The sequence below is a fragment of the Microbacterium sp. PRF11 genome, assembly GCF_031844085.1.
GTDB lineage: Bacteria > Actinomycetota > Actinomycetes > Actinomycetales > Microbacteriaceae > Microbacterium.
Genome location: NZ_JAUZUP010000005.1, coordinates 239,396 through 251,825, shown reverse-complemented (window position 1 = coordinate 251,825; position 12,430 = coordinate 239,396). Strand labels below are relative to the sequence as shown.

8 protein-coding genes are annotated in these 12,430 nt (G+C 71.2%); 1 reads left to right on the top strand and 7 read right to left on the bottom strand.

The window, feature by feature from the left end:
• Positions 1-86: 86 nt before the first annotated feature.
• Positions 87-1,379: a glycosyltransferase family 2 protein gene (locus Q9R20_RS14835; protein ID WP_311250050.1), complete on the top strand. Its 1,293-nt coding sequence runs from the start codon at positions 87-89 to the stop codon at positions 1,377-1,379.
• Between the two features lie 60 nt (positions 1,380-1,439).
• On the opposite strand, the gene Q9R20_RS14830 is transcribed toward Q9R20_RS14835, so the two are convergent.
• From Q9R20_RS14830 to tkt, 7 genes are all read right to left on the bottom strand, one after another.
• Entirely contained in the window at positions 1,440-3,965 is a 2,526-nt protein-coding gene (locus tag Q9R20_RS14830; RefSeq protein ID WP_311250049.1) for a LuxR family transcriptional regulator, read from the bottom strand.
• Between the two features lie 176 nt (positions 3,966-4,141).
• Positions 4,142-4,933 carry a 6-phosphogluconolactonase gene (pgl, locus tag Q9R20_RS14825; RefSeq protein ID WP_311250048.1) on the bottom strand — a complete coding sequence of 264 codons (792 nt, stop codon included), beginning with the start codon at positions 4,931-4,933 and terminating at the stop codon, positions 4,142-4,144.
• Positions 4,930-5,877 carry a glucose-6-phosphate dehydrogenase assembly protein OpcA gene (locus tag Q9R20_RS14820; RefSeq protein WP_311250047.1) on the bottom strand — a complete coding sequence of 316 codons (948 nt, stop codon included), beginning with the start codon at positions 5,875-5,877 and terminating at the stop codon, positions 4,930-4,932. Before Q9R20_RS14820 ends, pgl begins: the two co-directional genes overlap by 4 nt.
• Positions 5,874-7,424, bottom strand: coding sequence for a glucose-6-phosphate dehydrogenase (zwf, locus tag Q9R20_RS14815; RefSeq protein ID WP_311250046.1), 1,551 nt, complete (start codon positions 7,422-7,424; stop codon positions 5,874-5,876). Before zwf ends, Q9R20_RS14820 begins: the two co-directional genes overlap by 4 nt.
• Before the next feature lie 2 nt (positions 7,425-7,426).
• Complete coding sequence (locus Q9R20_RS14810; RefSeq protein ID WP_311250045.1) at positions 7,427-9,052, bottom strand: glucose-6-phosphate isomerase; 1,626 nt, start codon at positions 9,050-9,052, stop codon at positions 7,427-7,429.
• Positions 9,049-10,170 carry a transaldolase gene (gene tal / locus Q9R20_RS14805; RefSeq protein ID WP_311250044.1) on the bottom strand — a complete coding sequence of 374 codons (1,122 nt, stop codon included), beginning with the start codon at positions 10,168-10,170 and terminating at the stop codon, positions 9,049-9,051. Before tal ends, Q9R20_RS14810 begins: the two co-directional genes overlap by 4 nt.
• 19 nt (positions 10,171-10,189) lie before the next feature.
• On the bottom strand, positions 10,190-12,289 hold the full coding sequence (gene tkt, locus Q9R20_RS14800) for a transketolase (RefSeq protein WP_311250081.1): 2,100 nt from the start codon (positions 12,287-12,289) through the stop codon (positions 10,190-10,192).
• Positions 12,290-12,430 lie beyond the last annotated feature (141 nt).

The window sequence follows — 12,430 nt, the reverse complement described above, 5'->3', positions numbered from 1 at the left end:
AACCGCACGTCGAGTTGCGGTGAACCGCAACCGCAATTGCGGTTCCCGAGCGCATCGCGCGGTGTCGTGACGCGTACGGTCGTCGCGTGACTTCCGACCCGAACGCCGTCCTGAACCTGCTCGGCGTCCTCCTCGTCGCGGTGTGCACGGTGGGCCTGTCCACCCTCGTGTGGGGGGCGGCCGCCCTCGCCCGCCTCGCTGTCGAGGGCCGCCCGGGTGATGCCCTCCTGACGCCGTCGATGTACTACCGCGCCGACGAGGTCGCGGTGCTGATCGCGGCGCACGACGAGCAGCTCGTGATCGCCGACGCGGTGCACGCCGCTCGCCGTCTCGTCCCGGCGACGAACGTGTTCGTCGTCTCGGACGGTTCGAGCGACGACACCGCCGGCCGTGCGCGCGAGGCGGGGGCGCAGGCCTGGGATCTCGTCCCCAACCGTGGCAAGGCGGGGGCGATCCGCGCGGCACTGGAGCACTTCCGCATCCCGGAGCGCTTCCCGCTGCTGCTCCTGCTCGACGCCGATTCGCGTCCGAGGCCGGACTACCTGCGCACGGGACTGCCGCTGTTCACGGACGACACGGTGGTCGCCGTCGCGGGACGCGCCACGACCGCCCCGGACGCGCCGGACACGCCCCTCGGGCGCTTCCTCACGACGTATCGCGAGCGGACGTACGTCTGCACGCAGTACCTCCACAAGTTCGGTCAGGCCGCGCCCGCGGCCGACGCGGTCGCCATCGTGCCCGGCTTCGCGAGCCTGTACCGCACGGACATCCTCGACCGCATCGACATCGATGCGCCGGGGCTGTCGATCGAGGACTTCAACATGACCTTCGAGGTGCACGCGAAGGGTCTGGGGCGCATCGCCTTCCACCCCGAGTGCGCCATCGCCGAGACGCAGGATCCCGCGATCCTGCGCGACTACTCCTCGCAGATGCGGCGGTGGAGCCTGGGCTTCTGGCAGACGGTGCGCCGTCACCGTCTTCGTCCCGGGGTGTTCGCGGCGTCGGTGGGGGTGTTCGCGGTGGAGACGATCGTGTCGAGCCTCGTCCTGGCGGCGGTGCTCCCCGCTCTCGTGGTGTCGGGCCTGGCCGCCGCGGTGGCGGTGTCGGTGCCGGGCGAAGTCGCGCAGACGGCGCACGCGATCGCGACCGCCCTCCCGGTGGGGCCGCTGCTGCTCGGGTTCGTCCTGGTGGATGCCGTGATGACGGCGTTCGTGTGCGCGGTCGGCCGCATCCGCCCTCGCGCGTGGATGCTCCTGTTCCCGTTGATGCGGGTCTGGGACGCGCTGCTGTGCCTGCGCGCCTTGCGCGCGGCGCTCGGTCGCCCCTCGGACGGCCGGTGGAAGAGCCCCGACCGCCGGCGCGCGCTGTCGCCGGCGTAAGGCTCCGGGCGGGCGGACCGACGCCGCGGGCGGGAACGCGTCGCCGGGCGCGCCCCGGGGTCACGCTGTCGGCGCCCCGTGCAGCAACGCGACGAGGTGCACGCGCGAGGCGACCCCAAGCTTGCGGTAGATGCCGGTGAGACGCAGCTCAACCGTGCGCAGCGAGACGTAGAGCGCGGCGGCGATCTCGCGGTTGCGCAGGCCTTGGCCGACCAGGGCCACCACCTCCTGCTCCTGCGGGGTCAGCGTGCGTCCGCGCGGCGCCGGTCGCGCCGGGACGCGCGCGGGCGTTCGTTCGGCCGCGGGCAGGCAGCGCTCGCGAGAGGCGGCCAGGCGTCGGCGCTCGGCGGGGGCGTCGTCGGTACGGGTGACCGCCTCCGCCTCGCGGAACGCGGCCTCGCCGTCTGCGTCGCTGCGGCACACCGCCCGGGCGCGGGCGAGAGCCAGGGCGGTCCAGCGTCGGGGGTAGCGCTCCGCCGCCTCCTCGAAGCGCGTCAGCTCGCGTCGGGCCTCTGCGCGACGACCGCTCAACCACAGCGCCTCGACGAGATCGGCGTCGACGCGCAGCAGGGAGGGGTCGTTGTAGACGGCGGCGTCGCGGGCCGCCCGGAGATGGGCGATCGCGTCGTCGTAGCGTCCCTCGGCGAGGGCGAGACCGCCGTCGATCGTGTCGAACCAGGGCAGCAGGGTGGGCGTGCCCTCGCGGCGGCACAGTTCTCGGCCGCGGCGCACCAGGTCGTCCGCGCGTCCGTCGAGGGGGTCCAGCGCGGCCGCACCGGCGAAGAGCATCATCGTGGACGCGTCCGGCGTGCGCCCCGGCACCCGTTCGTGCTGCCATGCCGCCACGGCCTCGCGAGCGGCGACCGGGTCGCCGGCGCGCACCTCGGCAGCCAGCAGCAGCCACAGCAGGTAGTCGCGCCACAGGGGCGCCGGCCGTGGCGAGCAGTCGAGCATCGAGCGCACGCGGTGACGCACCTCGGCGTACTCCTCGCGCAGCAGGGCGAGGGCGACGATCATCACCCCTTCCTCGTTCGAGGTCGAGCATCCGGATGCCGCTTCCCCGACGCCCACGTCGATGGTCAGCGGCAGCACGGGGTCGACACCGAACTCCTCCACCAGCCGGGCCAGCAGTGCCGTCTCGCGACCCGCGACGCCCCGTTCGATCGCCAAGGAGACGGCATCCATCGTCCGGGGCAGATCCGCCCGGAGCAGGTGCTGCCGGCCGTTCTCGGCGAGCAGGCGCTCGAGGGAGCGCGGGTCGACGTCGTCGTGCTCGCGGAGGACCGAGTCGTCGACCACGTGGGCGACGGCGGCGACCGCGCGGAGGTTGCCCAGGGCGGCGCGGGCACGCACGACCGGCTCGGCGAGGACGCCCGCGCGGCGCAGGTAATGACGACCGAGGACGGGCTGGCACTGCAGCACGAGCGCCTCGCCCAGCTCCACGAGCAGACGACCCCGCTCTGCGACGCCGAGGTGGCCGGCGATGGCGCGTTCGGCGAACTCGACCGCGGCGAGGGGCTCGCCGTGGTCGGCCAGGTCGACCGCCGCGACGAGGAGTCGGCGACGGTCGCCGGTCGGGTCGAGGAAGCTGCGATGCCACTCGTAGGTGGCAGGGAACCGGGCCGCGTGATCGCCGGCTGCCCGTTCGTGCAGCCGGCGTCGTTCGTCGAGGCCGAGGGCCGCATGGCGGCGGAGCCGCAGCGCCGGGTCCGCGATGCGGGCCAGTTCGCCGTGCACCGCGACCAGCCCCGCGTCGATGAGTCCATCGATGTCGACGCCCAGCTCTGACGCGGTCGCCCGCAGCGGCTCGAAGCCGTAGACCGGACCGACCGACAGCAGGTCCAGCACGGCCCCGGCGCGCGCATCCGCGACCGCCTGGACGCTCCGCCGGCGCCGACCTGTGGCGTCGACGAGCCGCAGCGGGACGGGGAGCGGTTCGTCGCCCGCCGCCTCGGGCGCGGTCAGGCGCACTCGAGTGAGGATGCCCGGATCGCCCGCCGTCTCCTCGGCGACGATCTGCAGCACGGCGGGGACGGCGACCGGGCCGAGGACCGCGCGCGCCACCTCGACGGTCTCGTCGAAGTCGAGCCGGCCGACGCGCTCATGGATCATCCCGGCGAAATCGTGCCGTCCGTCGAGGGCGCCGACGGACGCCACCACGCTCAGCCCGGTGCCGCGCAGGCGACCGAAGACGTAGGACAGGACGGTGATGCTCGCGCTGTCCATCTCGTCGAGATCATCGATGACGAGCAGCTCCGGCTCGTCGACCACCAGGAGCAGCATCCGACGCAGCTCGTCGGCGAGCAGGTGCTCGGGCCAGTCGCGTCCGCGCGTCAGCACCGCGTCGATCGCGGCACCGCGCGCGGCTCCCAGACCCGCGGCCACCGCCGACAACCCCGACAACGGCCACAGTCGCTCGTTCGGGCTCGCCGATACCGCCACGGTGTCGTGGCGGCGTGCGATCTCCCGCAGCAACGCGGTCTTGCCGCTGCCCGGTTCCCCCACGAACAGGCACGCGGACACACTGCGCGACTCGATGACCCTCTCGGCGACCCCTATTTCACGAACACGACCAAGCAATGGCATCCGAACGCTCCCAACTGCGTCGGCGCCGGTGGTGGTCTCAACCCCCGCCGGACCCAGGATGCCCCCCAGTCGTACGGTAAGCCGCCGTCGTCCCCAGGGCAAGGGGGTACTTCCTGTGGCTTCCGCGGGAACGACGAAGGCCGGATGCCATCGGCATCCGGCCTTCGGAAGGGCGCTCAGTACTCGCGGTCGATGAGCTGCGGCGGAACCTGATCGGCGGCGACCTCGTCGACGAAGAACGCCGTGCGCCGCCGGCCCTTTGCTCCCGCCGCGGGGACGCTCTGGTAGCTCGCACCCGCGAGGGCGAGACCGAGGGCGGCCGCCTTGTCGGCCCCCGCGACGACCATCCACACGCGCTTGGAGGAGTTGATCACCGGTCGCGTCAACGACACGCGGTCGCTCGGCGGCTTGGGGGAGTTGCGCACCGGCACCGTGGCCCGGTCGGTCACCGAGATCTCCGGGCGGTCGGGGAACAGCGAGGCGATGTGCGCGTCGGGACCCACACCCAGGAAGCAGATGTCGAACGCCGGCCAGGGCCCCGTCTCGCTGCGGTCCGAGGGCGCGAACTGCGCCAACTCGTCGGCGTAGGCGATCGCTGCGGCATCGAGGTCGAGTCCGTCCTCGCTCGAGGCGACGGTGTGGATGTTCTCGGCCGGGATGTCGAGGTGGTCGAGCAGAGCCTCGCGGGCCTGCTTCTCGTTCCGGTCGTCGGAGTCGCGCGGCACAAACCGCTCGTCGCCGAACCAGAAGTGCACGAGCGACCAGTCGATCTGCGCGAGACGTTCGTCGCGCGCCGCCGTGCGCAGGACCGCGCCGCCCATCGTGCCGCCCGTGAGGCACACGTGCATGCGCTTGCCCTCGGCCACGCGCTTGACGATGCGGTTCACGAACCGCGTCGCGACGTACGCCGCGAGGGTGTCAGCATCCGGCTTGATGATGACCTGCTTGGCCGCGCCGTTGTCGGTCATGACGCGTCCTTCTCGCTCGCGGCGAGCAGGAGGTCGTGCCCCTCGGTGATCACGCGACCGTAGAGCAGGTCGGGGTCGAGGCGGCGCAGCTCCTCGGCGAGGCACTCGCGGAGGGTGCGACGCGGGAACGCCAGGTCGTGCGTGGGCTGACCCGGCTGGGTGAGCACCGCCACCCCCGCCTCGGGACGCTCGAGGAGCGTGTCGCCGCTGGCTCGCGTCAGGCGCACCGACTTGATGCCGCTGGTCCACTCGTCGGCGGGGAGGTACGCGTAGTCGACGTGGGCGTCGAGCTTCATGCCGAGCCAGGCCGCGAGCAGGGCCGTGGACGGCGAGTCGGATGCTCCGCGCACCTCGATGGCCGTGACCGGCTCGTACGGAGGCTGATCGAGCACCGCCGCGAGCTGCTCCCGCCAGCGGGTGACGCGGGTCCAGGCGAAGTCTGTGTCGCCGGGGGAGTAGTGCTCCCCGAGCTGCGCGACCCAGGCCGCAGGATCGGCCTGCGAGGAGGCATCGGTGATGCGACGCTGGGCGATGCGGCCGATGGCCGAGCGGGAGGGATCGGCCGGCGCGGTGGCCGGCCACCACGCCACGACCGGGGCGTCCGGCAGCAGCAGGCCGGTCACCAGGCTCTCGGCGTTGGAACCGGCGGCACCGTGGGCGCGCAGCACCACGACCTCGCTGGCGCCGGCGTCACCGCCGACGCGGATCTGCGCGTCGAGGCGCGGCTCTTCGTCCTCGTCGCCGAACAGTACCGCGATGACGCGCATCGGGTGCTCGCGGGACGCGTCGTTGGCGGCCTCGATGACCTCTTCCTCGGCCCCGTGATGGGTGACGATGATGAGCGTCAGCACGCGGCCGAGGGCGACGGCGCCGCCCTCTTCGCGAACGCTGACGAGCTTCTTCGAGATCGCGCTGACAGTGGTGTCGGGCAGGTCGATGATCACGGGCGCCTCCAGGTGCGGCCGTCGCGGGCGAGGAGTTCGTCGGCGGATGCCGGACCCCACGACCCGGGCGAGTACTGTTCGAGCGGACCGCCCTCGGCGGCCCAGAACTCCTCGATGGGGTCGAGGATCTTCCAGCTGAGCTCCACCTCTTCGTGACGGGGGAACAGCGGTGGGTCGCCCAGCAGCACGTCGAGGATGAGTCGCTCGTAGGCCTCGGGGCTCGCCTCGGTGAAGGCGTGGCCGTAGCCGAAGTCCATGGTGACGTCGCGCACCTGCGTGCCGTCGCCGGGGACCTTCGACCCGAAGCGGATCGTGACGCCCTCGTCGGGCTGCACGCGGATGACGAGCGCGTTCTGCCCGAGCTCCTGCGTCTGGCTCTGCGAGAACAGCTGCTGCGGAGCGCGCTTGAACACCACGGCGACCTCGGTGACCCGGCGTCCCAGACGCTTCCCGCTGCGGACGTAGAACGGCACGCCCGACCAGCGGCGCGTGTTGATCTCGAGCTTGATCGCCGCGTAGGTCTCGGTGACCGACTCGGGGTTCATGCCGTCTTCCTCGAGGAAGCCCAGCACCTCTTCGCCGCCCTGCCAGCCACCGGCGTACTGCCCGCGAGCGGTCGCCTCGGCGAGGTTCTCGGGCAGGCGGACCGCCGCAAGCACCTTCTCTTTCTCGGCGCGCAGATCGGCGGCGTTGAAGCTGATCGGCTCCTCCATCGCGGTGAGAGCGAGCAGCTGCAGCAGGTGGTTCTGGATGACGTCGCGTGCCGCGCCGATGCCGTCGTAGTAGCCGGCCCGGCCACCCACCCCGATGTCCTCCGCCATCGTGATCTGCACGTGGTCGACGTAGTTGCGGTTCCAGATCGGCTCGTACAGCTCGTTCGCGAAGCGCAACGCGAGGATGTTCTGCACGGTCTCTTTGCCGAGGTAGTGGTCGATGCGGAAGATCGAGTCGGCCGGGAAGGCGCTCTCGACGACCTCGTTCAGCTCGCGCGCCGAGGCGAGATCGTGCCCGAACGGCTTCTCGATGACGACGCGGCGCCATCCCTTGACGCCGTCGGACTCGTCCCCGACCAGCCCCGATGCCTTGAGCTGCGTCGTGACCAGTGGGAAGGCCTTCGGCGGGATCGACAGGTAGTAGGCGTGGTTGCCCATCGTGCCGCGCTCGGTGTCGAGCTTGTCGACGGTCTCGCGCAAGCGGAGGAACGCCTCGGGGTCGTCGAACTCCCCCTGCACGAAGCGGATGCCCTCGAGGAGCTCCTTCCAGGTCTCTTCGCGGAACTCGGTGCGCGCGTACTGCTTGACCGATTCGTAGACGACCTTCGCGAAGTCCTGGTCCTCCCAGTCGCGCCGGGCGAAGCCGACGAGCGCGAAGCCCGGGGGCAGCAGGCCGCGGTTGGCGAGGTCGTAGACCGCCGGCATGAGTTTCTTGCGCGAGAGGTCGCCGGTGACGCCGAAGATCACCAGGGCGCTGGGCCCGGCGATCCGGCTCAAACGGCGATCCTCGGGATCGCGCAACGGATTGTGACCCGGAGTGATCTCTACGACCATGCTTACTGCGCCGCCTCGAAGAGTGAGAGCACCTCGACCTGCGGGTCGGTCAGCGTCAGCGTGACGACGGGGCGGCCGTGGCCCTCCGCCAGTACGCTCGCGTCTCCCGCGGCCTGTGCCTGGATGAGTTGTCCGAACGTGAACGGTCGACCGGGGATCTCGAGGTCGACGTCGGTGCGTTCGAGGATCTGGAGGAACACGCCGGTGGCGGGACCTCCCTTGTGGTACTGACCGGTCGAGTGCAGGAACCGCGGTCCCCACCCGAAGGTCGCGGGCCGGCCGGAGTCGGCCGCGACCAGTTCGCGCAGTCCCGCGAGCTGGGCGAGGTCGAGCCGGTTCACGTAGGCCTGGATGCTGACGTACCCGTCGGAGGGGACGGTGCGCCACAGTGCCGCGAGCACGCCCGCGACCGTCCCGTCGGCCGCGAGGGCCGGATCGGACACACGGACCTCGACGCCCTCGGCGACGAACGCCGGGGCGGTGGGGGCGGGCTGCGCGTCGAGGAGACCGCGCGTTGCCTCCTTCGCCGACTCGACATCGGGCTGGTCGAAGGGGTCGATTCCCAGCAGTCGACCCGCGATCGCCGTGGCGTACTCCCACACGACGAACTGCGCGCCGAGCGAGCCGCTCACCAGCACCTCGCCGGTGTGTCGCTCGAAGAGGTGGAACGCGTCGGCGTCGTCGACGAACCGGACGACCTGCAGGTCACCGGGCTTCGTCTCGAGTTCGGGGGAGACGGGCAGCAGCACGACCGGGAGGATGCCGGTGCCCTGCTTGCCCGTGGACTCGGCGATGAGCTGCTCGATCCAGTCGGGCAGGCCGATCAGGTGCGTGCCGTCGGTGACGAGCCCGAGCTTGTCGCGGCGGTGATCGCCGCCGCCCGCGATCGCCGCCGCCAGAACGAGCGCCGGGTTCTCGGGGGAGTCGATCGCGACCTCGAGGAGCGTGGCGTCCGCCTCGTCGAGGAGGTCGTCGATGTCGACGCCGGCGAGCCCCGCCGGGACGAGGCCGAACGCGGTGAGCGCCGAGTACCGGCCGCCGACCGTGGGATCGGCGAGGAACACGCGGTAGCCGTCGGCACGGGCCGCGGCCTCGAGCGGGGAGCCCGGGTCGGTGACCACCACGATGCGCCCGGCCGGATCGATGCCGAGGTCGCGGTAGGCGGCCTCAAACGCGCGCTTGGCGGAGTCGGTCTCGATCGTCGACCCCGACTTGCTCGACACGACGAGCACAGTCTGCGCGAGACCACCCGACTCGGCGTCGCCGTCGATCGCGGCGAGCACCTGACCGGGGGCCGTGGAGTCGAGGATGACCAGCGGCACACCGGCCGACTGCGCGATGACCTCGGGCGCGAGCGAGGAACCGCCCATGCCCGCGAGCACGACGCGGGTCACGCCCTGCGCGACGAGTTCGTCGCGCAGGGCGGTGATCTCGGGCACGAGCGGGCGCGAGACGGACACCGCCCGCACCCACCCGAGCCGACGGGATGCCTCGTCTTCAGCGGCCGCGCCCCACAGGCTCGCGTCGCCGGCGGTGATGCCGGACGCCACGAGCGATCCGGTCAGCGCCGGGAGCTCGGCGTCGACGACCGACTTGACGTGGCCCGTGACCTTGACCGCGAAGCTCACTGCGCCGCCTGGGCGCTTCCGGCGTCGAGGGCGGTCTTGACGGTGTCCTGCAGCTCGTGCCACGAGGCGATGAACTTCTCGACGCCCTCGTCTTCGAGCGTCTGGGTCGCGTCGGCGACGTCCACGCCGACGGCGGCGAGACGGTCGAACACCTCGTGCGCCTCGGCGTACGCGCCGGTGACGGTGTCGCCGGTGATCTCGCCGTGGTCGAACGTGGCCTCGAGGGTCTTCTCGGGCATCGTGTTGACGGTGCCCGGAGCCACCAGCTCGGTCACGTAGAGCGTGTCGGGCAGGGCCGGGTCCTTGACGCCGGTCGAGGCCCACAGGGGACGCTGCACGGTGGCACCGGCATCCAGCAGCTCCTTCGCGCGCGGCTCGGCGAACTTCTTCTCGTACAGCTCGTACGCGAGGCGTGCGTTGGCGATGCCCGCCTTGCCCTTGAGGTCGGCGGCCTCGTCGGTGCCGATCGCGGCGAGGCGCTTGTCGATCTCGGTGTCGACGCGCGAGACGAAGAACGACGCCACCGACTGCAGGGTCGAGATGTCGTGGCCCGCGGCCTTCGCCTTCTCGACACCGGCGAGGTAGGCGTCGATGACCTCTTCGTAGCGCTCCAGGCTGAAGATGAGGGTGACGTTGACCGAGATGCCCGCACCGATGACCTCGGTGATGGCGGGCAGGCCCGCCTTCGTCGCGGGGATCTTGATGAGGACGTTCTTGCGGTCGACGCGGGCCGACAGGTCTTTCGCCTGAGCGACGGTGCCCTCGGTGTCGTGAGCGAGGTCGGGGGACACCTCGATCGAGACGCGGCCGTCGACGCCGTCGGTGGCCTCGAACACGGGGAGGAAGATGTCGCACGCGTCGCGCACGTCGTCGGTGGTGATCGAGAAGATCGCCTCATCGACGCTCGCGTCCTGCGCGGCGAGCTCCTTGACCTGATCCTCGTACGCCTCGCCCTTCGACAGGGCGCCGGCAAAGATGGTCGGGTTGGTCGTGACGCCCGAGACGTTGCGCTTCTCGATCAGCTCGGCGAGGTTGCCGGACTGGATGCGCTGACGCGACAGGTCGTCGAGCCAGATGCTGACGCCCTGAGCGGCGAGGTCTGCGGTGGGAGTGCTCATATCTCTGGTTCTCCTCGGGTTACTTCTTCGCCGCGGCGATGGTCTCGTGCGCGGCCGACACGACGGCTTCGGTGGTGATGCCGAACTTCTGGAACAGGGTCTTGTAGTCGGCGGACGCACCGAAGTGGTCGATCGCGACCGAACGGCCGGCGTCGCCGACGATCCCGGCCCAGCTGAGGGCGGAGCCGGCCTCGACCGACACGCGCGCCTTCACCGACGCCGGCAGCACCGACTCGCGGTAGGCCTCGTCCTGCTCGGCGAACCACTCCAGCGAGGGGGCCGACACGACGCGGGCGTGCACGCCCTCGGCGGCGAGCTTCTCGCGCGCCTCGACCGCGAGCTGCACCTCGGAGCCGGTGGCGATGAGGATGACGTCGGGCTCGCCGTTCGCCGCCTCGGCGAGAACGTACGCACCCTTGACGGCGCCTTCGGCCGACGCGAACTCGTCACCGGATGCCGCACCCTCGCCGCGGGCGAAGACGGGGATGTTCTGACGGGTCAGCGCGATACCGGCGGGACCGGCGGTGCGGCGCAGCAGCTCGAGCCAGACGACGCTGGTCTCGTTGGCGTCCGCGGGACGCACGAGGGCGAAGTTCGGGATGGCGCGCAGGGTCGCGAGCTGCTCGATCGGCTGGTGCGTGGGGCCGTCCTCGCCCAGCGCCACGGAGTCGTGCGTCCACACGAAGATCGTGGGGATGTTCATGAGCGCGGCCAGACGCACCGGCGGGCGCATGTAGTCGCTGAAGATGAGGAAGGTGCCGCCGAACGGGCGGGTGGGTCCGTGCAGGACGATGCCGTTGAGGATCGCGCCCATCGCGTGCTCGCGGATGCCGAAGTGCAGCACGCGGCCGTAGGGGTCGCCCGACCACTCGTGCGTCGACCACGACGAGGGGATGAAGGACTTGGCATCCTTGATCGTCGTCAGGTTGGACTCGGCGAGGTCGGCCGAACCGCCCCAGAGCTCGGGGAGCTCGGCGGCGAGGGCGTTGATGACCGTTCCGGAGGCGGCGCGGGTCGAGACGTCCTTGCCGGCCTCGAACGCGGGCAGGGCCTCGGCGATGTCGGCGGGCAGCTCGCGCGCCTGGAGGCGGTCCCACAGCTGCTTGCGCTCGGGGTGGGCCTCGGCCCACGCGTCGAACTTCTGCTGCCACTCGGCCTTCTCGGCCTCGCCGCGCTCGACGAGCTTGCGGGTGTGGGCGATGACGTCGTCGGCGACGGCGAAGTGCTGCTCGGGGTCGAAGCCGAGCACCTCCTTCGTGGCCTTCAGCTCGTCGGCGCCCAGGGCGGAGCCGTGGATCTTGCCGGAGTTCTGCTTGCCGGGCGACGGCCAGCCGATGATCGTCTTGAGGATGATGAGCGAGGGCTTGCTCGTTTCGCCCTTGGCCGCCTCGATCGCGGCGTGCAGCTCGGCGACGTCTTCGACGTACTCGCCGGTCTTCTTCCAGTCGACCGTCTGGACGTGCCAACCGTAGGACTCGTAGCGCTTCTGCACGTCCTCGGTGAAGGCGACGTTGGTGTCGTCCTCGATGGAGATCTGGTTGGAGTCGTAGATGGCGATGAGGTTGCCGAGCTCCTGGTGACCGGCCAGCGAGGAGGCCTCGCTGGTGACGCCTTCCTGAAGGTCGCCGTCGCCGGCGATGACGTAGACGTAGTGGTCGAACGGGCTCTCACCGGCGGGCGACTCGGGGTCGAACAGGCCGCGCTCGTAGCGGGCGGCGTACGCGAAGCCCACCGACGAGGCCAGACCCTGACCGAGCGGGCCGGTGGTGATCTCGACGCCGTCGGTGTGACCGTACTCGGGGTGGCCGGGGGTCAGCGAGCCCCACGTGCGCAGCGCCTCGAGGTCCTTCTTCTCGAGGCCGAAGCCGCCGAGGTAGAGCTGGACGTACTGGGTCAGCGAGGAGTGCCCCGCCGAGAGGATGAAGCGGTCGCGTCCGGGCCAGTGCGTGTCGGCCGGGTCGTGGCGGAGCACGCGCTGATAGAGCAGGTAGGCGGCGGGGGCCAGCGACATCGCCGTTCCGGGGTGGCCGTTGCCCACCTTCTCTACGGCGTCCGCCGCCAGAATGCGAGCGGTGTCCACCGCGCGCCGATCGATCTCATCCCATTCGAAGTCCGACAACACGGTGCCTTTCTCGATACTGCGCCCGGTTCACGGTCGACGTCCGCGCTCATCGCCGTAGGGGCGAGAGGGGGGTGGGGTGTCGGCGCGGGGCGCGCGTTCTTCGCCAGCATAGCGAGAACGGCCGACTCGATTGCCGTT